Genomic DNA, 21,626 nt, shown 5'->3' with positions numbered 1-21,626 from the left:
CGAGTTTCGGTGCCTGTCTGAGGGTCCAGCTAGCTGGTGGGTGTGATTGCCGCGGCTATCGCGTCCGGAAGGTCGATCAGCAGCGTCGGGAAGAGGCCGCCGAATTCCGTGCCACCGAGGGTCTGGTTGATGGGGATATCGATGCCGAAAATGTCCAACGGAATTGTGACCGTAAGCGGCTCCGGCGGAGTAAGGAGCCCGTCGAACGGCACGTGGGCTGTGGCCGGCAGTGTGATCGGTACCCCTCCCGGACCCGTCACCGTGATGGGCAGCGGCAGATCCACCAGTAGCTGTCCGTTGAGGAGGCCGTCCAGGGCGAAGGCCGGCATATCCCCGATCGCGTTCAGCATTCCCAGGACGTTGCCGGTCTGCGCCGCCGCACCGAAGGCCGTCGCGCCATAGGCGATTCCGTTCGCCATGGCGAACGGCGGGCCCAGAATCGCGAAGCCCAGCTGCAACGGCAACCCGAATGTGGCTTGGCCCGCAAGTGTGACGCCCGGAGGCAAGGCCGCCGCGGTTAGGGCGAAATTCGCCGTGACGTTTGCGTTGACGAGTACGTCGATCGCGTTGGCGAAGTTGCCCAACATCATTCCCGGGATGGACCCGTGCGGGGCCAGGCTGGCCACGCCCACCGGCTGCTGCCCGATGGCTGTCAGGATCGGCAGCAAGTCGGCTACCGGGCCCTCCAGCCCGACCGGTCCCGCAATGGTGATGTCCAAGACCGGCGGGATGAGTTGGGTGATCCCGCCGCTGATCGCCAGGTGGCTGGTATCGAATCCCGTAATGAACAGGTCGATCGGCGCGTGCGCCGCGTCCTGCACCGCCAGGAAGTAGTTGCCGACGGCTACCGCGTCCCGGGCCTCGGACATGTCGCGGAGCGCGGCGGGCAATGTGCCCTGGAGGTCCGTGCCCATCTTGGTGAACGACGAGGTGACGGTCCCGCCGAAGCCGGTGATGCCGCCGACGAAGTCCTGTCCGATGGCGGCCGGGTTGAACGTCGAGGCGCCCTGGATGGCGAGTTGGACGTTCGGCGCCACGTTGGCCGGGAAACCCGGTAGGTCGTACGCGACTGCACTTTCGACGAGCTGCGCGTAGTGACTCTGGTTGGCGATGATTTGGCTCACGACCGGGAACGGATGGCTCATCCACCGCGAGCCCATCAGGTTCAGGTTCGTGTAGGTGTGCTGGAAGAGGACGGTGTACGGGTTGGGGTAGGGTGCCGGGCTGCCGGGTGGCACCGGCGCGAACAGACCTGGGAACAACGAATTCACCAGACCCTGCAGTAGTGGCACGTCTTGGAAGAGCCCGGTGCCAATGCCCGCAAGGTTGGACAGCGTTATCCCGTTGTTCAGCTCGTTGGAGAAGAAGTTGCCGATGTCCAGTCCGATGCCGTTGAGGGTCGGGCCCAACGCGGCGAACGGCCCGGTAGTGAGGCTGAGGCCAGGCGTCAAGTTGCCCAGGTTTATCGGCGGGAAGAAGTTGCCCAAAGACGGGAATGCACCGAGGCTCGCCGGGTTGAAGAAGGAGCCGAAGGTGTTGGCGATTTGAGTACCGATGCTGTTGAAGGGGCCGAAGAGCTGGGTCAAGCCGCTGTTCAGGCCGCCGAGCAGCCCGCCCCCTCCGGTGCCCAGGCCGAGCAGTCCGTCGAGTCCGCCCAGCAGGCCGCCGCTGCCGGACGAGCCGCCGAGCAGGCCGCCGCCGCCGAGCAAGCCGCCGCCACCGCCGCCGAGAAGCCCGCCGAGCAGTGGGTCGGACGCGGCCGCGCCGGCATTGGCGATCTCGGTGCTGAGGTAGGCCGCCGCGCCGCCGTTCAGCAGGTTCACAAACTCGTTGTGGAAGGCCGCAGCCTGAGCGGACATCGCCTGGAATTGCTGCCCGTAGGAGCCGAACAACTGCGAGATGGCGAGCGACACGTCATCGGCGGCAGCGGTGGTGATGGCGGTCGTCTGGCCCGCCGCGGCCGCGGTGGCCTCTCGCAGTGTGGAACCGATGCCCGCCAAATCCCCGGCGAAGGCCTCGACCGTCTCTGGCGCAGCAATTACAAATGACATGTCCGTCTCCCCTCGAAGGCTCTCCCGATTAGCCAACTGAGATACCGGTCACACTATTCACCAAATTGTGACACGCTAAACCCGAGTTGTTGCTGTTTCTAGCAGTTCGTTCTACAAATGCACAACCCGCATGGTGCGGCACGTATTGGCAAGGCGTTCAACCCCTTTAATCGACACACGCCAAATAAGACGCCTTTCCCGACCCGCCCAGGCCGGCCTGAGCTATCCCGCCGGCCTGCCTGGGTCGACGGCCGCGGACCCCACAGCGTCGCCGAGCGAGGCGAAGCCGCCGTGGCGCAGGCGGCGGGCGATGCCGTCGTGAATGTGCTTGGGCCACAAGCCCCCTCCGTAGATGAAGCCGGTGTAGCCCTGCAGCAGCGACGCTCCCGCGGTGATCCGCTCCCACGCGTCGTCGGCCGTCTCGATGCCCCCCACGCTGATCAGCACGAGGCGGTCGCCGACCCGGCCGTAGAGCCGGCGCAGCACCTCGACGGCCCTGGGCGCGACCGGCGGCCCCGATATGCCGCCCGGACCCAGCGTTTCCACCCCGGAAGTGGCCAGGCCCCCCCGCGAAACAGTGGTATTGGTCGCGACGATTCCGGCCAGGCCCAGCTCGACGGCCAGGTCCGCGATGTCGTCGACGTCGGAATCGGAAAGATCCGGCGCGATCTTGACCAGCACCGGCGTCGACGTCGTCGAGGCCTCCAGCAGGACGCCCTGCAGGATGGGCCGCAGCGACTCCACCGCCTGCAGGTCGCGCAGGCCCGGGGTGTTCGGCGAGCTGACGTTGACCACCAGATACGACGCGAGCGGCCCGACCAGCCGGGCGCTGGCCCGGTAGTCGCCGATGGCGTCGGCGGCCGCGACCGCCTTGGTCTTGCCGATGTTGATCCCGATCGGCACATCAGGCCGGCGATGGGAGAGGCGGATCGCCAGCGCGCCGGCGCCGCGATTGTTGAACCCCATCCGGTTCAGCAGGGCCCGGTCGGCGGGCAGCCGGAACAGTCGCGGGCCGGGGTTGCCGGGCTGGGGCTGTGCCGTGACGGTGCCCACCTCGGCGTACCCGAACCCCAACGCGCCCCAGGTGAGCAGCCCCTTGCCGTCCTTGTCGAAGCCGGCGGCCAGGCCCAGCGGTCCCGGGAAACGCACCCCGAACACCGTGCTGGCCAGCACCGGATCGGTCGGGCCGAGCCGTCGGTGCAGCGACCGCCGCACGACGGGAAGGACCGTCACGGCGCGCAGCAGCGCGAACACCAGCGTGTGAATGCGCTCGGGCGGGAACAGGAACAACAGCCGGCGGGTAAGCCGGTACATCACAATTCCGGTTGATCGGGGCGTCGGCTGTCCAGTCGAGTTTTCTTGCGGCGCAACAACACCCGTCGGCTGCCGTCGGTGTAGAGCCGAACCCGGGTGAGTTCCCAGCCGCGATATTCGGCCTCGATGGATAGCCGGATGGACGCGCTGAGCCGCGTCACTTCGGGCGGCAGGCGCAGCGGGATCCATTCGTATTCGTCGGACATCTCCGCTTCCCAACCCGCCGGCAGCCGACTCCACCGCGGCGCGGGACGGCTCGTCATGGCGCGCCCGCCGCGTGGTCGATGACCTGGACACCCGCACCCGACCCCGACACCACGTACAAGGTGCCCGACGCTTCGTCAAAGGCCAGTGAGTTGGGTTGCTGCACGGTTGGGTATCGCACCCTTTCGACGGGAATTCCGGTTGACAGATCGTAACCAATGACGAGGTTCGCCGCGGTGAGGGACACCCAGGCCAGCCCGCGGGAACCGGCCAGGCCGTACGGCGCCTGCCGCACCGGGTAGGCCTGGCGCAGGATCAGCGGGTCGACGCCGTAGACCAGCAGCTGCCCGCCGCGGGTGTCGGCGACCAGGACTCTGCCCAGCGGGTCGGCGGCCAGGGTGGTCGCGCCCTCTCCGGCGCGCAGCGCCTGCTCGGCGCGGCCGTCAGCGCCGATCGTCGTCACCGAGGTCTGGCCCCGATCCAGGACGGCTATCGTATTCCCTTGCGCCACAAGCGCATCCACGCGGGCGAAGATCTTGTTGCGGCTGCTGATGGTGGCGCTCCGGACCGAGGCCGGTGTCCGGGAGGCGAAGGTATAGACGGCGCCGTCCGCGGTCCCCAGCACCAGGGTTCCGTCTGCGCGCTGGGCGACCGCGGTGAAGTCGACCTGCTGGGCGTTGGCGACGGGCACGCGGGTAACGCCTCCGGCGGCCAGGTCGACCGCGAAGTAGCCGCCCCGGGTGGCCAGGAAGGCGGTGCCGCGGCCGTCGCCGGTCAAAGCGGTCGCCGGGCCGGGCAGGTCGACCACCCGCGGCGCGGCCGGCGGATCGCCGAGCTCGGTGAGGGTGGCGGGCGCCTCCGGGTCGGCGCCGGGGGTCAGGACGGCCAGTTGATGCGTGGCGCCGTCGAAGATTGCCGCGGCGGCGTGGCCGCTCAGCTGTCGCACCGTGCCGGCCGCGGGCTGCGACGCCGGCGGTGAGACGGCTGGCTGGGCCGGTTCGATCGTGGGCGGCGCGCTACCGAGCGAATCTCCCGAGCAGCCCGCCACGGCTACCAGCAAAAACGTCAGCGTAAAGAAGAGGCGCTGGAATGCCAGTTTGGCTCCTCTATGTTGTCGCAGCAATTATTTTCCCTCGCGTCACCCACGTGAAAGTCAAATTTTAGGGAACGGTTTCGCATCCAATATGGCCATGTTGCCTGCATGGGGTCGGACTGGAGAGGTATGGTCGCGTCATGACCGTCATCGTTGACCGGCATGTCGCAGACAAAGAGTTTGCTGTCGAGGACATCTCGACGGGAATCTTTGCCAGCGGGTACGGACAACTCGGCGATGGGCGCAGCTTCTCCTTCCACATCGAGCACTGGTCCCTCGTCGTCGAAATTTACCGGCCACGCCTTTCCGGCCCCGTTCCGCAGGCCGAGGACGTGGTCGCGCGGGCGATCCGCGGCCTGGTCGAGATCGACCTCACCGACGAGCGCAGCCTGACGGCCGCGGTGCGCGACTCCATCGCGCACGCGGTGCCCGTCTCCCGCTAGCCAACCACTCACACCCCGACGCGCCGGCGCGTACCGAGTACGGTCATCGTCGTGACCGTCATCCTGCTCAGGCATGGCCGCTCCACCTCGAACACCGCCGGTGTGCTGGCTGGGCGCTCGGAGGGCGTCGACCTCGACGACAAGGGGCGCGAGCAGGCCGCCGGGCTGATCGACCGGATCGGGGACCTGCCGATCCGCGCGGTGGTCACCTCCCCGCTGCTGCGTTGCCGGCGCACCGTCGAGCCGCTGGCCGAAGCGCTGTGCCTCGAGCCGCTGATCGACGACGAGCTCGCCGAGGTGGACTACGGCGACTGGACGAACCGCAAGATCGGCGAGCTGACCAAGGAGCCGTTGTGGCGGGTGGTCCAGGCCCACCCCAGCGCGGCGGTGTTCCCCGGCGGCGAGGGCCTGGCGCAGGTGCAGGCGCGCGCCGTCGCGGCGATCCGCGCGCACGACCGGCGGCTGGCCTTGAAAATTGGCGGCGAAGACGGGGCCGACGCGCTCTGGGTCGCCTGCACCCACGGCGACGTCATCAAAGCCGTCGTCGCCGACGCGTACGGCATGCACCTGGACGGGTTCCAGCGCATCACCGCCGACCCCGGGTCGGTGACCGTGATCCGCTACACCCCGCTGCGGCCGTTCGTGTTGCACGTCAACCACACCGGCGCCCGGCTGTCCGCGGCGCTGCGGGCGGGGCCCCCACCGAAGGACGAGTCCAAGGGTGATGAGGCTCACGATGAGTCGAAAGGCGAGTCGCAAACCGGGCCGGCCGAAGGGGTGCCGACGAGCGACGCGGTGGTCGGCGGGTCGACTGATTAGTTTCCCTGGGGCGGGGCAATCGAATCGCACGGCAACGGCAACACCCGGTATTTTGGAGGTGCCATGGCCCGCGCAATTCACGTCTTCCGCACGCCCGACCGCTTCGTGGCCGGGACCGTCGGCCAGCCCGGAAATCGCACGTTTTACATACAGGCCGTGGGCGATTCGCGGGTGGTGTCGGTGGTCTTGGAGAAGCAACAGGTCGCGGTGCTCGCGGAGCGTATCGGCGCGCTGCTGCTCGAGGTGAACCGCAGGTTCGGCACGCCGGTTCCCCCCGAGCCCGCCGAGATCGACGACCTCAGCCCGTTGATCACGCCCGTCGACGCCGAATTCCGGGTCGGCACCATGGGCCTCGGCTGGGACTCGGAGGCGCAGACGGTGGTGGTCGAGTTGCTGGCCGTCACCGACGCCGAGTTCGACGCATCCGTCGTGCTCGACGACACCGAGGAGGGTCCCGACGCGGTGCGCGTGTTCCTTACGCCGGAGTCCGCGCGCCAGTTCGCCACCCGCTCCAATCGCGTCATCTCGGCCGGCCGTCCGCCGTGCCCACTGTGCGACGAACCGTTGGACCCCGAGGGCCACATCTGCGCGCGCACCAACGGTTACAAGCGCAGCGCGCTGCTCGGGCCCGACGATGAACCAGAGGAATAACGAGGCGCACGAGCGGGAGGTGCTGCGGGACGGCGAGCTGACGGTCCTCGGACGCATCCGCTCCGCCAGCAACGCCACCTTCCTGTGCGAGTCGACGCTTGGCGAGGCCAGCGTGCACTGCGTCTACAAGCCTGTCTCCGGCGAGGCGCCGCTGTGGGATTTCCCCGACGGGACGCTGGCCGGTCGCGAACTCGCCGCGTACCGGATAGCGACGCAGTTGGGTTGGAACATCGTGCCCTACACCATCATTCGGCACGGCCCGGCGGGCCCGGGCATGCTCCAGCTGTGGGTGGAGCAGGCCGGCGACGCGGCCGACTCCGACCCGCCGCCGGGCCCGGACCTGGTCGACCTGTTTCCCGCCAACAAGCTGCAGCCGGGCTACCTGCCGGTGCTGCGGGCCTACGACTACGCCGGCGACGAGGTCATCCTGGTGCACGCCGACGACATCCGGTTGTGGCGGATGGCGGTGTTCGACGTTCTGATCAACAACGCCGACCGCAAGGGCGGCCACGTCTTGCGCGACCTCGAGGGCCACATCTACGGGGTCGATCACGGGGTGTCGCTGCATGTGGAGAACAAGCTGCGCACGGTGCTGTGGGGTTGGGCGGGCAAGCCGATCGACGACCACACGTGCGAGGCGATCGCCGGGCTCGCCGAGTCGCTCACCGGCCCGTTCGCCGACGAACTGGCCGACCACATCACCAGCGCGGAAATCGAGGCGCTGCGCCGGCGCGCGTGCCGGCTGCTGGACAACCCGGTCATGCCCGGGCCCAACCGGCACCGCCCCATTCCGTGGCCGGCGTTCTGAAGCTTCTGTCTGCGTCGGCGATACTGAACCGGTGACTTCCGCGCCGGGTGAGATGACGGACGCCGCCCTCGCCGCCGATCTCGCCGCGGACGCGGGGGAGCTGCTGCTCAAGGTGCGCGACGAAGTCGGTTTCGGCCATCCCTGGGCGCTTGGCGACGCGGGGGACGGCCTGGCGAACGCGCTGATCCTGCGCAGGCTGCGGGCCGAGCGGCCCGGCGACGCGGTGCTCAGCGAGGAGGCCTACGACGACCTTTCCCGGGTCAATCACGACCGGGTGTGGATCATCGATCCGCTGGACGGCACCCGCGAGTTCTCCACGCCGGGCCGCGACGACTGGGCGGTCCATATCGCGCTGTGGCAGCGTCCGACCGACGGCCAGCGCGAGATCACCGATGCGGCGGTCTCGCTGCCGGCCCGGGGGAACACGGTGTATCGCAGCGACACCGTGACCGCCGGCGCCGCGCGCACCGGCATCCCCGGGACCATCCGGATCGCGGTCAGCGCCACCCGGCCACCCGCGGTGCTCTACCGCATCCGCCAGACGCTGCACATTCAGCCCGTGGCGATCGGATCGGCGGGCGCCAAGGCGATGGCCGTCATCGACGGCGACGTCGACGCCTATGTGCACGCCGGGGGGCAGTGGGAGTGGGACTCGGCCGCCCCGGCCGGGGTGCTGATGGCCGCCGGCATGCACGCGTCGCGGCTCGACGGCTCGCCGCTGCGCTACAACCAGCTCGACCCGTACCTGCCCGACTTCGTCATGTGCCGCGCCGAGCTGGCGCCGATCCTGCTCGGCGCCATCCGCCAGGAATTTCGCTGATCCCGTGCGCGTTTAGAGTCGACGTTATGCAGACGTGGTCTTCCGCACAGGTCCCGGTGGTGCCGGGGCGCGGCCCGGAGCTGCGGCTGTATGACACCTCCGACCGGCAGGTGCGCCCGGTGGCGGCCGGGTCGAAAGCCACCATGTACGTCTGCGGCATCACCCCCTACGACGCCACCCACCTGGGACACGCGGCCACCTATCTGGCCTTCGACTTGGTGCACCGGCAGTGGCTGGACCTCGGTCACGACGTGCACTACGTGCAGAACGTCACCGACATCGACGACCCGCTGCTCGAGCGGGCCGAGCGCGACGGCGTCGACTGGCGCGCGCTGGGGGATCGGGAGGTCGCCCTGTTCCGCGAGGACATGACGGCGCTGCGGATACTGCCGCCGCGCGAGTACGTCGGGGCGACCGAGGCGATCGCCGAAGTGGTCGAACTCGTCGAGAAGATGCTGGCGTCGGGTGCGGCGTATGTCCTCGACGGCGACTATCCCGACGTCTACTACCGGGCCGACGCCACCATGCAGTTCGGCTACGAGTCCGGCTATGACCGCGACACCATGCTGCAGCTGTTCGCCGAGCGCGGCGGCGACCCGGGCCGCCCCGGCAAAACCGACGAACTCGACGCCCTGTTGTGGCGGGCGGAGCGGCCCGGCGAGCCCAGCTGGCCCTCGCCGTTCGGCGCGGGCCGGCCCGGCTGGCACGTTGAGTGCGCGGCAATCGCGCTCAGCCGCATCGGCAGCCCCGTGGACATCCAGGGCGGCGGCAGCGACCTCATCTTCCCGCATCACGAATTCACCGCCGCCCACGCCGAATGTGTCCGCGGCGAGCGGAGATTCGCCCGCCACTACGTGCACGCCGGGATGATCGGCTGGGACGGACACAAGATGTCCAAGAGTCGCGGCAACCTGGTGCTGGTGTCGGAGTTGCGCGCCCAAGGCGTCGAGCCGGCGGCCATCCGGCTGGGGCTGTTGGCCGGGCACTACCGCGCGGACCGTTTCTGGAGCCGGCAGGTGCTCGACGACGCGACCGACCGGCTGCGGCGCTGGCGCACCGCGACCACCCTGCCCGCCGGCCCGGACGCCGCCGACGCCATCTCCCGCGTGCGCCGGTACCTGGCCGACGACCTTGATACCCCGAAAGCCCTTGCCGCGCTTGACGGTTGGGTGACCGACGCGCTCGAGTACGGCGGCCACGATGCCGGGGCGCCGGCGTTGGTGGCGACGGCGGTCGACGCGCTGCTCGGGGTGCAGCTTTAGGAAGCGTCACTATTACTCGAATGCGATGACGCCGCGGATGTTCTTCCCGGCGCGAAGGTCTTTCATCGCCTCGTTGATGTCGTCGAGCTTGTACTTCTGGGTTACCAGCTCGTCGAGCTTGATCAGGCCCGCCTCGTACATCGATAGCAGCTTGGGCATGGCCTCGCGCGGGTTCATCTCCCCGTAGAGCACGCCTTTGAGGGTCTTACAGGAACTCACCATGTCCGCGAGGAGCATGGGCACCATCATCTCCGTGAGTTTCGCCATCCCCGTCACCACACAGGTCCCGCCCTTGCGCAACAACATCATTGCTGTGAATACCAAGTCCACCGGCACGACGCCGGGGGTGAGAACTACCCGGTCGGCCATCACGCCCCAGGTGATCTCTTTGACCATTTCCAGCGCGGCACCGGCATCGACAGCGGTGTGGGTGGCGCCGAACGAGGGTGCCATCTGGCGTTTGAACTCGTTGGGGTCGACGGCGACGATGTGCTTGGCACCCGCGATCTTCGCACCCTGCACGGCATTCATGCCGATTCCTCCGACGCCGACCACAACGACCGTGTCACCCGCCTGCGTGCCCGCCGCGATCGAACCTGACCCGAATCCCGTTGTCACGCCGCACGACACGAGGGAGGCTGCCTCCAGGGGGATCCAGTCATGGATCTTGACCAGCGAACGCTCTGATGCCACAACGTATTCGGAGAAGGTGCCCACCTGCATCATCGCCATCAGGTCCTCCCCGGCGAGGTGACGACGCCGGGTACCGTCGGTGGTCATTGCCTTGCTGTAAATGTCGGAGCCAATGTCGCACAGGTAGGTGTACCCGGTGGCGCACCATCGGCAGCTGCCGCAGGCAGGCAGGAACGAGATGGCCACGTGGTCACCGGGTTTGAGTGCCTTCACCTCGGGGCCGACCGCTTCGACGACGCCGGAGCCCTCGTGGCCGCCGAGCATCGGGAACCATTCGGGCACGGGAAGGCCGGACGCCCGCATCATTTCTTCCATCTCCGGGGTCGGCACACTGTCGCCGGTGTAGAAGTGCTCGTCCGAGTGGCAGATTCCCGCGTAGGCCATCTTGACCAGGACTTCACCCGCGTGCGGTGGATCGAGCTCGACTTCGGTGACTTCCCAGTCCACGCCGACACCGCGCAACACCGCTGCTTTGGACTTCATCGCGTCTCTTTCATCTCGAACCGCCGCCCGGTCTCGGATGCGACGAGCTTGCCATCGATCAGCATTCGCGCTTCGTGGTTCACCATTTGCGAAGTTCCTTCACTGCGTCGGAGCTGCGCGGCGCCAAGGTCAAGTAGGGGATGAAACTGCTATTCCCGCAACGGATCACGGAATTGACTACTTCGGTCAGATGCTCGGCGTCAACCAACCCGCCAAGCATGTATTTGTTCTCCATCCAGAACCGGATGGCCGTCTCCAACGCGTCGGGATCCCAGCTCTTGTTGAACTCGGTCTGCGCGTCGCCGCTGCCGCCGAGACTGTCGCCCACCGCGAGGCGGGTGAAGCCGATCTCCGGATGTTCGACGCGCCAGGCCTCGATGAGTTTGTCCAACGCGCCCTTCGTCACGGCGTAGGCGCCGAGCATTGGCCACGGCGTCGTATAGGACGCACTCAGCGACGACAGGTACACGGCCGAACCCCCCGCCGCGGCCAAGTGTGGCGCGGCGGCCGCGGTGGCGAGCGAGGCACCGGTGACATTGGTGGCGAACAACCGCGCCCATTGTTCTGCGGTCACATCACGCAGTGGCGCGAGCACGCCCATGCCGGTCGTGTACACCAGGGCGTCGAGGCCGCCCAGCGCACCAACCGCCTCGGAGATCGCTTTCTGGCAACTGTCGGTTACGGTGACGTCGCAGGCGACGGCCACCGCACCGTTGCCCGCTTCCTTGGCCGCTTCGACCAGCCTGTCGTATCGACGCGCCAGCAGCGCGACGTGCGCACCCCGCTGGGCGAGTCCGGTGCCGATGCATCGGCCGAGTCCGGAGGAGGCGCCGACGACCGCGACGCGTGGCTGCCGGCCGTTGTCAGACATCGAGCTTCGCGCTCACGGAGCCGAGGGTCGCGCCTGTGGTGCGTTCGAACCGGGCGTGGTCGAAGCTGCGGATCTCGACGTCGTGGTCGCCGGCCTCGGTGCGCAGGGCGCCCACCGTGCACTGCTCGCGGGTGCGGTGTTCGAACGGGTCGAACGAATACCACCGGCAAGCGTTCTCGTAAGTGATCTTGTTGACTTCGTCGTCGGGCAGCCCGGCCATGACGAGGGCGAGTTCCTCGGCCGCCAAAGGCCACGACGAATCGGAGTGCGGGTAGTCGCACTCCCAGGCGATGTTGTCGATGCCGATGTCGTGGCGGAGTTTGATTCCGATCGGATCGGCGATGAAGCAGGTCAGAAAGCGCTCCCGGAACACCTCGCTGGGCAGCCTGCCGCCGAAGTCCTGGCCGGTCCACAGGTGATGCATCTCGTAGGTGCGGTCCAGCCGATCGATGAAGTAGGGGATCCATCCGGTGCCGCCCTCGGACAGTGCGAACCGGACGTCGGGGAACTTCTTGATGACGCGCGACCAGAGCAGGTCGGCGGCCGCCGAGCACACATTCATCGGCTGCAGCGTGATCATGACGTCGATCGGGGCGTTGTCGGCGGTCATCGTGATCTTGCCCGAGGAACCCAAGTGGACCGAAAGCACCGTGTTGGTATCCGACAGCGCCCGCCACATCGGATCCCAGTACTCGTCGTGGAAGCTCGGGAATCCGAGCGTGGCGGGATTTTCGGTGAAAGTCACGGAGTGGCAGCCTTTATCGGCGTTACGACGGATCTCTTTGGCGCACAGCTCCGGATCCCAGAGCACGGGCAATCCCATCGGCAGGAAGCGTCCCGGATAGGAGCCGCACCAGTCGTCGATGTGCCAGTCGTTGTACGCCTGGGTGACGGCGAGCGCAAGGTCCTTGTCGGGGTGGGTCGCGAACAGCCGGCCGGCGAAGCCGGGGAAGGACGGGAAGCACATCGACCCGAGCACGCCGCCCGCGTCCATGTCCTTGACTCGCTCATGGATGTCGTAGCACCCGGGTCGCATCTCGTCGAAGGCGGTTGGCTCGATGCCGTACTCCTCGCGCGGGCGCCCCGCCACCGCGTTGAGGCCGATGTTGGGAATGATCCCACCGTTGAAGGTCCAGACCTCCGACCCGTCGGGTTGGCGGATGACTCGCGGCGTCTGGTCGGCGTACTTGCTTGGGATCCTGCCCTCGAACAGGTTCGGGGGCTCGACCAGGTGGTCGTCGACGCTCACCAGGATCATGTCTTCGGGCTGCATGGGTCTCCTTGGCCAGAGGTTGAAAACGACATTATCAGGCAAGCGGAGGCGCGATTTCGATTTATGGAAATATGCATTTCCGCGATGGCGGCGAGGGTCCCCCAAGCAGTGGCCAAGCGATCACCGCCGCAGGACTTTTTGGGGCTCGATGGCAAATGAGAGCAGGAGACGGTCGAGGACTTTGGCGGCCCGCCGGCGCGCCCTGCTGGGGTTAGCGGCATGCGCCACCAGAAGCGAGGCCTCCTCAAGCGCGGCGACGATCATGTGCGTCAGCTCCCCGACGGGCTGATCGTCGATGATCCCTTCAGCAATCGCCTCGCGGACCACGTCGTTGATGAGGGCGATGCTGTTGCCCTCCTGGATTTCGCGCAGGGTTTGCCAGCCCAGCACCACCGGTCCGTCGACGAGTATTACCCGCTGCACCGCAGGCTCCTGTGCCGCTTCGAGGAACCCGTGCAGACCCCTGGTAAGCCGCTCCCAGGGGTCCGCCCCCGGCGGGGGAGCGGCGATGGACCGAAGCGTGAGGTCTTTCTCGACGTCTTCGAACACGGCGCGAAACAGCTCGGCCTTGTCCTTGAAGTGGTGGTAGAACGCGCCCCGAGTCCCCACGCCCGACTTGGCCACGATGTCGCTGACGCTCGTGTTGAAAAATCCGTATTCCACGAAGAGTTCGCGACCCGCGTCGATCAGGTCCAGACGAGTCTGCTCCCCTCGGGCCCTCCGCTCCTCGTCCGCCCCACCGCGCTTCGCCATGCTGGCGATCGTAGCAACATTCAGGTTGAATGTTGAGTGCCCCGGCCGGTTCTTTTCCTCAGCGCACGACGAGATTCGTGGTCGGTTAGACAACCTTCATCCGGTATGTTGCCGCTATGGCAGACGACGAGGTTCGCGCATACGGTTCGGTCGCTCCGTTGAAAGTTGGCTTGCTCAACGATTATCCGACCACCGGCGACACCGACAACGACAGCATCGATGCGCTACGGCTGGTGATGGATGAAGCCGTATCCTCCGGGCTGATCGACCGGCCGATCGAACTCGTCACCCGCAACGTGGTCGGCCTGCCCAACGGAACCTACCTCGCGGTCGAGCGGGCCTTCGACGAGCTCGCGGCGGAGGGTTGTTTGGCGATCTACGGGCCGTGGGTGTCGGATAACGTGGTGCCGCTGCGTTCGCACGTCGAGGCCACCGCGCGGGTTCCGATCGTCACCCTCTCAGGTTCGGAGGGCGCGCTCGGCGAGTGGTGCTTCGCGCTGAACAACGGTTCGATGGCCGAGGAGCCGGTGATGCTGGCCGCGGTGATGATCGGCGACGGCCGGTCGCGGATCGCGATTGCCTACGAGTCATCGCTGATCGGCAAGGAGTACCTCGCCTTCGCTCAGAAAGCCTACGACGCAGCCGGCTTGAATGTCGTTGCAACCGTAGCGATTCCGCAGGTGGAGGCCGACAAGACTGCAGCGGTGGTAGCGCTGCGCGCGTCGGAACCCGACGCGCTGGTGCACGTCGGGTTCGGGCACGGTCTGTGGGGCTTTACGGATGCGCTTCTGGCTACGGGCTGGGATCCGCCGCGCTACACGACAACCGCCTTCGAAATGGCCCACATCAGCGCGGAGTGGATGCGGCACCTGTCCGGCTGGATCGGTCTGGACAGCTACGACGAGCGCAATACCGTCGGGCAGGCGTTCCTCGACCGGTTCGAGGCCCGATACGGACGCCGCCCGGGACATTCGATGCCGGGCTTGTCGCACGACGCGGCCACCGTGATCGTGCGCGCCATCGCCGCGGCGCGCCCGCTGACCGGAGAGGGCGTGAAGAACGGGATGGAGCAGGTGAAACTCGTCCCATCGGCCAGCGGCGCCCCGGGGACGTTTTTGCGGTTCGGCCGGTTCATCCGGCAGGGCTGGATGGGTTCGGACTACCTCGTGGCCCGAAGGGTGCTGGCTGACGGCAGCGCACACGTGTTCCATGCGGCGCCCAGCGACCACATCGCGCGCGCGGTCGCTCTCAGCTCACGCTAGTTGGATCGCACCGAACACCGGCGCGGTCACGATGCCGGGCGGTTGGGCAAGCACGTAGGGGATGGCGCGAACCGCGCCCATCGCGATCATCAGGTGACCCGGGACGGCGTGCTGGCCCGGCGACGCTGAAGCGTCAGATCCGACGTCGAGCTGCAGTTCGAAGTTCGGCTGGCCTTTGATGACCGCGCGGATGAGCGGCGCCTTCTCGCCGGGCGCCAGCGGCGCCATATTCCACTGGGGAAGGTCGCGGGTGAGTACCCACTCCTCGTGGATGGCCAGCAGCGGGCGCCCCGACCAGTGACCGGTCCACGAGAACCGCTGCCCGACAACCGTTCCTGCCTCTATCGTGCCCGCGAGGACCTCGATGTCATGGGGCAGCGTGGTCGCGTCGACGGTCACGTCGATGTGCGACAGGGTGATCCCGAGGACGTCGGCTGTGGCGTTGAGCGCCTGGCGGTACGCCATGTCGAGCTTTTTGATGATCGGGGAATCGACGGTGACGTCTTCGGGCGGCCTGCCCATGCCCATGAGGTCGACGAGCATCGGCCGGCTGTCGACGGCCGACACGTCGGTGGCCTCATAGAGGTCGATCCGGTCGATGGTTTTGCTCAGCCCCGTCACCGTGGCGACCAGGCGTTCGAACATGAACCCGGGGTTCTCGCCCGCTGCGTGAAACCGTGACCCGCCCTGTCGGCAGGCATCGACGAACGCCGACTCGGTTTTGGCGCCGTAGGTTGGCAAATGGTTGTACGACGTCGTGGTGATGACCGTGCTGCCCGCCGCGAGTAGTCGGCAGATGTCCTCGGCGTTCGTCTCGATCGCGTGCGCCTTGCTGGCCGCGTGCACGACGACATCGGCGCCCAGCGCAATGATCTCGTCCTTGTCCGCCGTGGCGATCACGCCCGTTGTCGGCGGCAGCCCGCACAGCGCGCCGGCGTCAAGGCCGGTTTTTGCCGGGTCGTACACGAGCACACCGATCAGTTGATAATGAGGATTCTCGATGAGCTCTTGCAGCGCGGCGCGACCAACCGCACCCGTCGCCCATTGCACGACTCGAACAGCCAATCAAATTCTCCAGGTTGTGCTTTCGCAGGTTTGCCGGTGTTCTGGTTCGTTCAACCTACATGATGTACCTTTGCAACCGACAGCTTGTAGGTTGATCGAGCTTATGCGAGGTGGCAGGTGGCCGAGCCGGCGGTTACTGACGACATCGAGCGGCGCATCCGCGAGGCACAGGAGAAGTTCAACGCCGGGATGGGCGCCGACGGCGACGCGACCCCCTATCCGTTGCTGCGCGAGCTGCGCAAGAAGGCGCCCGTCCACCCGGGCTGGCCGGAGATGGGCGTCCCCGAGGACGGGCCGGGGGGCAAGAAGACGTTCACGGCGTACTCGTTCGACGCCGTCAAAGCCGTCTTCACCGACAATCTCACCTTCAGCACGCGAATCTACGAAGACATGGTGCGGCCGCTACAGGGACCGACCATCCTGGAGATGCAGGAGCCGGAGCACGCCACCTACCGCCGGTTGCACGAGTTCGCTTTCGCCAAGTCATCGATGAAACGTTGGGACTCCGAACTGGTAGGGCCGCTGGTGGATCGCACGATCGCCAAGTTCCGCGACGACAAGCGTGCCGACTTGGTCGACGCGGTGTTCATGCCGATCCCGGTGCGGATCATCGCGGCGCTTCTCGGATTGCCGGAATCAGATATCGGAGAGTTTCACCGGCTGGCGATCGACCTGCTCGGCTTTCGTGCCGACATGGAGACCGCCATGAAAGCGTCGGCGGAGATGAAGGAGTACTTCGTCGGTGTGCTCGCCGACCGACGCAAGTCGCCGAAGGACGACATGGTAACCATCCTGTCGCAGGCCGAGATCGACGGCGTCAAAATGTCCGACGAGCAGATCTACGGATTCATGCGCAATCTTCTGCCGGCAGGAGCGGAGACCACGTCGCGATCGACAGCGAGCCTCGCGCTGGCCCTGTTGACCCACACCGACCAACTCGACGCGGTGCGCGCCGACCGCAGCCTGTTGCCGCAGGCGATCGAGGAGGGCATCCGGTGGGAGACGCCGCTGCTGAACTTCATCCGGGAGGTCAGCACCGACACCGAATTCTTCGGGCTGGACATCCCGAAGGGATCGACCATGATGGTGAACCTCGGTAGTGCCAACCATGACGAGACGCGCTGGGACGACCCCGAATCCTTCAACATCTTCCGGGAACGCAAGCCGCACATCGGGTTCGGTCACGGAGCCCATCTATGCCTGGGAATGCACTTGGCACGGTTGGAGAGCACCAAGTTCTTCAACGCGCTCTTCGACCAACTTCCGGGCCTGCGGCTCGATCCCGACGCCCCGCCGCCCTACGTGAGCGGCACGATGTTCCGTTCGCCGCCGCGCCTGGACGTGATATGGGATTGAGGTTCGCCTGAACATGACTCGCGTGATCCAATGGGCGACCGGGGTGACCGGCATGATGTCGCTGCGCCACGTGTTGAGCCGTCCGGACCTGGAATTGGTCGCCGTGCGGGTGTACGACCCGGCGAAAGCCGGGCTTGACGCGGGCACCCTGTGCGGGGCTCCCGATGCCGGCGTGCTGACCTCCGCCGACCGCGACGCCGTGATCGCCACCGACGCCGACGTCGTGCTGTACATGGGAAAGGTCGAAACCGACACGCCCGGCTGCTTTGCCGATGTGTGCGACTTGCTGGCTTCGGGCAAGAACGTGGTAGCCACCGGCAGCCGGTTCATCCATCCCCGCTCGCTGCACGAATCGCTGGACGACGGCATCGAAAAGGCTTGCCGTGCAGGCGGTTCCTCGTTCCTCGGGCTCGGCCTGTATCCGGGCTTCGTCGGTGAGTCACTGGCGCCGATACTGTCGCGGCTTACCGAGCGCAGCAGCCGCATCAGTGTGCGGGAGGTGCTGAACTACTCGACCTACGCCAGCCACGACCTGATTTTCAACGCGATGGGGTTTGGTCATGCACCAGACGACACCACGCCCTTGCTGACCAACACCGACTACGCCGCGAGCGCCTGGATCGGAAGCGCGACGGTGCTGGCGCAGGCGCTCGGGCTGGAGATTCGGTCGGTCGAGGGGTTTCGCGAGGTCGCTACGACGCCGAGGGCGCTGACGGTGGCGGCCGGGGAGATTCCCGCGGGAACCGTGGGCGCCATGCGCTTCGGTGTCGTCGTCGACTGCGGCGAGACGACGATCGCCGTCGAGCATCTCACCAGGATGGCCGACGACCTAGCCCCCGACTGGCCGACGGACATCGGGTATGCGGTGACCTTCGAGGGCAGGCCCAACATGAGTTTCCATCTCGTGGTCGGCTCCCACGACGAGGATCACGCCGAGCAGGGTTGTCTGGCAACCGCCATGCATGCCATCAATGCCATCCCGGCCGTGATTGCGGCTGAGCCGGGGCTTTACGACCTCTCGACGATCACTCCGTTCGTCGCGCACTGGACCGAACGCGGCGCCGTGCCCACAACGTAGCCGGGCATCTTTCGAGGGTATTTGTGCCAGGCAGGATCTTCGAGGAGATGAAGCATGCGTTCACCGCGACACCGTTTGCGTCAGGCACGGGTTCCTGACCGCTGCCGCCCAGGCGCTCACTTCCACCGCGTCAGTCTGTGACGATGATGGGCCCGTCGCCAAAACCCGTATAGCTGCGGATCAGCGGAAGGTCTGCCATCGTGGCGAAACCCGCGGGCGCGGAACATATCGCGGGTATGGCATTGACGACCTGCATCGCAACGGCGACAAGCCCAGCCCGCACATGCTCCTCGATTGACGCCGGCCGCGTGTAGCTGGCCACGCAGAAGAAATGCACCCGCATGGACGGGTCGCCTTCGAGCGTGAGGGTCCAGCCGTCTGCCGGTGTCGGCCAATGCGTGGGGTATTCGCCGCCGACCGTCCACAGCGTCTCGAACTCGATGACCGGCTCGCCGTTGCGGTGTCCAACAAAGTTCCAGCGCTGACCGGCGGTCGTGCCGGCGCGCACCTGATGGTCGAAGATCTGGAAGTCCTTCGTCGCCGGCACCGCGTCGACGGTGACCGTGACATCGTCGATCGCGGCGTTCAAGGTGTCGGCGATGAACCAGGTCTGCTGGGTGAACAGAGCGGTATTGAAGGTCAGGAACTCGTTAGCCGTGGGGGTGATGTCCTCGGGAGGTCGCCCGAACCACATTCCGTCGAAGGTGATTCCGGTGCTTTCCCACAGCGACCAGTCGGCGCGCTCCTGCAGAGTGAACCGGTCGATGGTGCGGCTCATCCCGGACAGGGCCAGCGGCAGCACGCCGGACAGGTTGCCCGGGTTGAGACCGCTGGCGTGGATCGTGCTGTCGCCCTTTTTGCATGCTGCCAGCAGCCGCCGGCGGTCGGCTTCGCCGATGCGCCGGGGGTGGAACAGGAAAGAGACCGTCGCGACGTTCTTTCCACTCTCCAACAGCGCGCACACATCGTCGAGGCTTGTGAAAGATGGTGCGTAGAGCACGATGTCGGCGTCCGTCGCCAGAATTTGGCCAACATCGGTGGTGGCGGTGACGCCGATCGGGCTCCGGTCGGCCAGCGTCCCGACGTCGACACCATCTTTGAAGTCCGAATACACCCGTGCCCCGACCAATTCGAGATCGGGCCGATGGTCGAGGATCGTGCTGATCATCTCAGTGCCCACGGCGCCGGTCGCCCACTGAATGACTCGAAGCCGTCGGGAATGCGCGGTCAATGTCTGAACTCCCTTCGCGCCGTGGCGGCACCCCCACTCTGCCATATTGGTAACGTTTATTCTCGATTCCTATCAGGCACATTCTCGGACTCGTAAAGTACGCCGAGGGAAGGAGCGGCGTTTATGTCTAACGCACTACGTCGCCGGTGAGGCTGTGAGATGACGAATACCGTTGACTCAAATACCGATTCGGACTCCGCCGAGCCGACCGGAGGGATTGGGTCGCCGTCCTGGTCGTGGTTCGGATGGGGACTTTTCATCGTCGCCTATCTGGTCTTCGCGGTCGTGACCGTCGCGACCATGCAATCGGGCACGCACGGGAATTCGCGGATCACCAACCCAAACCCCGGCCCGACGCCCTATCCGCCGTTCCTCGGCTTCGATAACTGGCCGCTTGCGGTTGCCCTGAGTTCGATTCCGATGGCGATCGGTCTGGTCGCAACGCTGGTGTGGCTTTCGGTGAGACAGCGCAAGGTGCACTGGGCGGTGGTGATCGCGTTTGCGGGTCTGATCACCGGGGCGCTGGATCCGTTGGCCAATTGGGCGACGTTCGCGATCTTCGACCCGCGCATGCTGCACTTCCCGCTGTCATGGCCGTATATGAACATCTCGCCGAACCTGGAGCCGGCGCTGGCGTTCCTCGGCGGTTACGCCGCGTACTACCTCCTCAACGGCCTGGCTTTCCTGCAATTGCACGACCGGTTTATCGACCCGCTGATGCGGCGGGTGGGTTGGCTCGCCCGCCATCGACTGATTGCGGTGTTCATAGGCGCGACAATCGTCGCGATCCCCATCAACGGGATGATCCAGTTCACCTGGATGCGTTTCGGCATCTTCTTCTATACCGAAGCCGTCGGGCCTGTACTGCGAATCGGCCATATCTATTTCCCGCTAATCATGGCGGTGTACGACTCAATAATCTTCGGCATGGTCGCCGTCATGTGCGTCCGCGGGGAAGGCGGCGAGCTGGTGCTGATCAACCGGGTCGCTCGCTGGCTTCCGGCGCGTCGGGACGGCAGCGGGATCACGCTGACGCGACAGCTCCTAGTCTCGGTTGCAATAGGTCTCGTGTCGTTCGCGACGCCGCTGGCGGGGCGGCCCGGGCTGCGGGCCGCGGGCCTGTCCGAACCCGCTTACGAGCAGAACCCGTATCCGAATATCAAGGTGTACGACCCGTACGGGCATCTTCGGGAATCGGGCAAGCCGGGACCCTTCTACGAGTGAACCACGAACTCGTTACTCGACTCGCTATGCCTGGGTGACCCCGACGTCCACTGAGATCGCGGCTGCGGTAACAAATTTCGACTCATCGGAGGCCAGCCACGCGACCGCGTTGGCGACATCCTCGGGCATCGTCACCGCGTTGGGTAGGAGTTGTTTGCTGAATCCGTACTGAAGGTGAGAGTACGACTCGGCGGCGTGCTGCATTGCCTCCATCATCCGGCCGCTACCCATCGGCGTCGCGACCGATCCCGGGTGCAGGCTGTTCACCCGGATGTCGTAGCGGCCGAGTTCGACGGCGAAGGATTTGGCGAGCCCGGTGACGCCGTGTTTGCTCGCCGTATAGGCCACCATGAAGGGCTCCATCTTTATTCCCGCCACCGATCCGATGAGAATGATCGACCCGCCCCGCCCACCGGCAACAATGTGCTTGGCGCCAGCCATCACCGTGTTCCAAGTGCCGACCAGGTTGATGTTGATGGTGTCCTGAAAATCGCTGGGGGAGACCTGGTCCCAAGGAGCCGGACAGCAGATGCCGGCGTTGGCGACGATCACGTCGAGCCGGCCGAGTTCGGCTACTCCCTTGTCGACGGCGGCGCACAGTGCGTCGTAGTCGCGGGTGTCGACGATGGCGGTGACGGCGCGCCTGCCGTTCGCAGCGACGAGGTCGGCGGTTTCGGCCAACTCCTCGGGCGTGGCCGAATCGTATGGGACGCTTGGCGGCAGTGGGCCCGCGATGTCGACGAGGATGGTGTCGGCGCCGTCGGCGCTCAACCTGACGGCGTGGGCACGGCCCTGGCCGCGGGCGGCCCCCGTGATGAATACAACCTTGCCGGTCATGTCTGGCACACAGGTACGCTACATCAGTACGCCGC

The 21,626-nt window shown here is 66.5% G+C and carries 21 protein-coding genes; 10 read left to right on the top strand and 11 right to left on the bottom strand.

Going from position 1 to position 21,626, the window contains the following annotated elements:
- Positions 1–29 precede the first annotated feature (29 nt).
- The 4 genes from A9X00_RS31155 to A9X00_RS04980 form a co-directional block, all read right to left on the bottom strand.
- Entirely contained in the window at positions 30–2,051 is a 2,022-nt protein-coding gene (locus tag A9X00_RS31155; protein WP_067149861.1) for a PE family protein, read from the bottom strand.
- A 222-nt stretch (positions 2,052–2,273) separates the two neighbouring features.
- Complete coding sequence (locus tag A9X00_RS04990; RefSeq protein ID WP_067149858.1) at positions 2,274–3,365, bottom strand: quinone-dependent dihydroorotate dehydrogenase; 1,092 nt, start codon at positions 3,363–3,365, stop codon at positions 2,274–2,276.
- Entirely contained in the window at positions 3,365–3,628 is a 264-nt protein-coding gene (locus A9X00_RS04985) for a DUF5703 family protein (protein ID WP_067149855.1), read from the bottom strand. The genes A9X00_RS04990 and A9X00_RS04985 overlap by 1 nt, the downstream gene beginning before the upstream one ends.
- Complete coding sequence (locus A9X00_RS04980) at positions 3,625–4,689, bottom strand: YncE family protein (protein ID WP_369830714.1); 1,065 nt, start codon at positions 4,687–4,689, stop codon at positions 3,625–3,627. Before A9X00_RS04980 ends, A9X00_RS04985 begins: the two co-directional genes overlap by 4 nt.
- 113 nt (positions 4,690–4,802) lie before the next feature.
- Between A9X00_RS04980 and A9X00_RS04975 the strand changes: the two genes are divergently transcribed.
- The 6 genes from A9X00_RS04975 to mshC all read left to right on the top strand — a co-directional run bounded on the left by A9X00_RS04975 (position 4,803) and on the right by mshC (position 9,465).
- A complete protein-coding gene (locus tag A9X00_RS04975; protein WP_067149853.1) occupies positions 4,803–5,105 on the top strand; it encodes a hypothetical protein in 303 nt (100 codons plus the stop codon).
- Positions 5,106–5,156: 51 nt separating this feature from the next.
- Positions 5,157–5,924 carry a histidine phosphatase family protein gene (locus A9X00_RS04970; RefSeq protein ID WP_067149849.1) on the top strand — a complete coding sequence of 256 codons (768 nt, stop codon included), beginning with the start codon at positions 5,157–5,159 and terminating at the stop codon, positions 5,922–5,924.
- A 63-nt stretch (positions 5,925–5,987) separates the two neighbouring features.
- Positions 5,988–6,575 carry a DUF3090 domain-containing protein gene (locus tag A9X00_RS04965; protein ID WP_067149846.1) on the top strand — a complete coding sequence of 196 codons (588 nt, stop codon included), beginning with the start codon at positions 5,988–5,990 and terminating at the stop codon, positions 6,573–6,575.
- Positions 6,559–7,383, top strand: coding sequence for an SCO1664 family protein (locus tag A9X00_RS04960; RefSeq protein WP_369830713.1), 825 nt, complete (start codon positions 6,559–6,561; stop codon positions 7,381–7,383). Before A9X00_RS04965 ends, A9X00_RS04960 begins: the two co-directional genes overlap by 17 nt.
- 52 nt (positions 7,384–7,435) lie before the next feature.
- Entirely contained in the window at positions 7,436–8,203 is a 768-nt protein-coding gene (locus A9X00_RS04955; RefSeq protein ID WP_067149843.1) for a 3'(2'),5'-bisphosphate nucleotidase CysQ, read from the top strand.
- A 26-nt stretch (positions 8,204–8,229) separates the two neighbouring features.
- On the top strand, positions 8,230–9,465 hold the full coding sequence (gene mshC / locus A9X00_RS04950; RefSeq protein WP_067149840.1) for a cysteine--1-D-myo-inosityl 2-amino-2-deoxy-alpha-D-glucopyranoside ligase: 1,236 nt from the start codon (positions 8,230–8,232) through the stop codon (positions 9,463–9,465).
- 12 nt (positions 9,466–9,477) lie between these two features.
- Here mshC and A9X00_RS04945 read toward each other — a convergent pair whose 3' ends face one another.
- The 4 genes from A9X00_RS04945 to A9X00_RS04930 all read right to left on the bottom strand — a co-directional run bounded on the left by A9X00_RS04945 (position 9,478) and on the right by A9X00_RS04930 (position 13,538).
- Positions 9,478–10,641 (bottom strand): NDMA-dependent alcohol dehydrogenase, encoded by a 1,164-nt coding sequence (locus A9X00_RS04945; RefSeq protein ID WP_067149837.1) that lies wholly within the window; start codon positions 10,639–10,641, stop codon positions 9,478–9,480.
- Positions 10,642–10,720: 79 nt separating this feature from the next.
- A complete protein-coding gene (locus tag A9X00_RS04940) occupies positions 10,721–11,512 on the bottom strand; it encodes an SDR family oxidoreductase (protein ID WP_067149834.1) in 792 nt (263 codons plus the stop codon).
- Positions 11,505–12,785, bottom strand: coding sequence for an amidohydrolase family protein (locus tag A9X00_RS04935; protein ID WP_067149831.1), 1,281 nt, complete (start codon positions 12,783–12,785; stop codon positions 11,505–11,507). The genes A9X00_RS04940 and A9X00_RS04935 overlap by 8 nt, the downstream gene beginning before the upstream one ends.
- A 120-nt stretch (positions 12,786–12,905) precedes the next feature.
- Complete coding sequence (locus A9X00_RS04930) at positions 12,906–13,538, bottom strand: TetR/AcrR family transcriptional regulator (protein ID WP_067149828.1); 633 nt, start codon at positions 13,536–13,538, stop codon at positions 12,906–12,908.
- 116 nt (positions 13,539–13,654) lie between these two features.
- Here A9X00_RS04930 and A9X00_RS04925 point away from each other — a divergent pair, with 116 nt between their 5' ends.
- On the top strand, positions 13,655–14,800 hold the full coding sequence (locus A9X00_RS04925; protein WP_067149824.1) for an ABC transporter substrate-binding protein: 1,146 nt from the start codon (positions 13,655–13,657) through the stop codon (positions 14,798–14,800).
- Here the strand turns inward: A9X00_RS04925 and A9X00_RS04920 are convergent.
- Complete coding sequence (locus tag A9X00_RS04920; protein WP_067149812.1) at positions 14,792–15,850, bottom strand: dihydrodipicolinate synthase; 1,059 nt, start codon at positions 15,848–15,850, stop codon at positions 14,792–14,794. The genes A9X00_RS04925 and A9X00_RS04920 overlap by 9 nt on opposite strands.
- A 132-nt stretch (positions 15,851–15,982) precedes the next feature.
- On the opposite strand from A9X00_RS04920, the gene A9X00_RS04915 reads away from it, so the two are divergent.
- Together A9X00_RS04915 and A9X00_RS04910 are read left to right on the top strand one after the other, a co-directional pair.
- A complete protein-coding gene (locus A9X00_RS04915; RefSeq protein WP_067149809.1) occupies positions 15,983–17,221 on the top strand; it encodes a cytochrome P450 in 1,239 nt (412 codons plus the stop codon).
- A 13-nt stretch (positions 17,222–17,234) separates the two neighbouring features.
- Entirely contained in the window at positions 17,235–18,299 is a 1,065-nt protein-coding gene (locus A9X00_RS04910; protein ID WP_067149806.1) for a dihydrodipicolinate reductase, read from the top strand.
- 130 nt (positions 18,300–18,429) lie between these two features.
- On the opposite strand, the gene A9X00_RS04905 is transcribed toward A9X00_RS04910, so the two are convergent.
- Complete coding sequence (locus tag A9X00_RS04905) at positions 18,430–19,467, bottom strand: dihydrodipicolinate reductase (RefSeq protein WP_067149946.1); 1,038 nt, start codon at positions 19,465–19,467, stop codon at positions 18,430–18,432.
- A gap of 222 nt (positions 19,468–19,689) precedes the next feature.
- Here A9X00_RS04905 and A9X00_RS04900 point away from each other — a divergent pair, with 222 nt between their 5' ends.
- Complete coding sequence (locus tag A9X00_RS04900; protein WP_067149803.1) at positions 19,690–20,754, top strand: hypothetical protein; 1,065 nt, start codon at positions 19,690–19,692, stop codon at positions 20,752–20,754.
- A 24-nt stretch (positions 20,755–20,778) separates the two neighbouring features.
- On the opposite strand, the gene A9X00_RS04895 is transcribed toward A9X00_RS04900, so the two are convergent.
- Complete coding sequence (locus A9X00_RS04895; protein WP_067149800.1) at positions 20,779–21,591, bottom strand: mycofactocin-coupled SDR family oxidoreductase; 813 nt, start codon at positions 21,589–21,591, stop codon at positions 20,779–20,781.
- Positions 21,592–21,626: the final 35 nt, after the last annotated feature.

Origin of the sequence: Mycobacterium sp. 1245805.9 (assembly GCF_001672915.1) — a bacterium.
Lineage (GTDB): Bacteria > Actinomycetota > Actinomycetes > Mycobacteriales > Mycobacteriaceae > Mycobacterium.
Note: the sequence above shows the minus strand (reverse complement) of the source record. Positions and strands in the feature narration are given on the sequence as shown.

Bases quoted from the DNA above. Each gene is read 5' to 3' on its own strand.
- A9X00_RS31155 (WP_067149861.1), bottom strand. From the start codon at position 2,051: ATGTCATTTGTAATTGCTGCGCCAGAGACGGTCGAGGCCTTCGCCGGG.
- A9X00_RS04990 (WP_067149858.1), bottom strand. From the start codon at position 3,365: ATGTACCGGCTTACCCGCCGGCTGTTGTTCCTGTTCCCGCCCGAGCGC.
- A9X00_RS04985 (WP_067149855.1), bottom strand. From the start codon at position 3,628: ATGACGAGCCGTCCCGCGCCGCGGTGGAGTCGGCTGCCGGCGGGTTGG.
- A9X00_RS04975 (WP_067149853.1), top strand. From the start codon at position 4,803: ATGACCGTCATCGTTGACCGGCATGTCGCAGACAAAGAGTTTGCTGTC.
- A9X00_RS04965 (WP_067149846.1), top strand. From the start codon at position 5,988: ATGGCCCGCGCAATTCACGTCTTCCGCACGCCCGACCGCTTCGTGGCC.
- A9X00_RS04960 (WP_369830713.1), top strand. From the start codon at position 6,559: ATGAACCAGAGGAATAACGAGGCGCACGAGCGGGAGGTGCTGCGGGAC.
- A9X00_RS04955 (WP_067149843.1), top strand. From the start codon at position 7,436: ATGACGGACGCCGCCCTCGCCGCCGATCTCGCCGCGGACGCGGGGGAG.
- mshC (WP_067149840.1), top strand. From the start codon at position 8,230: ATGCAGACGTGGTCTTCCGCACAGGTCCCGGTGGTGCCGGGGCGCGGC.
- A9X00_RS04945 (WP_067149837.1), bottom strand. From the start codon at position 10,641: ATGAAGTCCAAAGCAGCGGTGTTGCGCGGTGTCGGCGTGGACTGGGAA.
- A9X00_RS04940 (WP_067149834.1), bottom strand. From the start codon at position 11,512: ATGTCTGACAACGGCCGGCAGCCACGCGTCGCGGTCGTCGGCGCCTCC.
- A9X00_RS04935 (WP_067149831.1), bottom strand. From the start codon at position 12,785: ATGCAGCCCGAAGACATGATCCTGGTGAGCGTCGACGACCACCTGGTC.
- A9X00_RS04930 (WP_067149828.1), bottom strand. From the start codon at position 13,538: ATGGCGAAGCGCGGTGGGGCGGACGAGGAGCGGAGGGCCCGAGGGGAG.
- A9X00_RS04925 (WP_067149824.1), top strand. From the start codon at position 13,655: ATGGCAGACGACGAGGTTCGCGCATACGGTTCGGTCGCTCCGTTGAAA.
- A9X00_RS04910 (WP_067149806.1), top strand. From the start codon at position 17,235: ATGACTCGCGTGATCCAATGGGCGACCGGGGTGACCGGCATGATGTCG.
- A9X00_RS04905 (WP_067149946.1), bottom strand. From the start codon at position 19,467: ATGATCAGCACGATCCTCGACCATCGGCCCGATCTCGAATTGGTCGGG.
- A9X00_RS04900 (WP_067149803.1), top strand. From the start codon at position 19,690: ATGACGAATACCGTTGACTCAAATACCGATTCGGACTCCGCCGAGCCG.
- A9X00_RS04895 (WP_067149800.1), bottom strand. From the start codon at position 21,591: ATGACCGGCAAGGTTGTATTCATCACGGGGGCCGCCCGCGGCCAGGGC.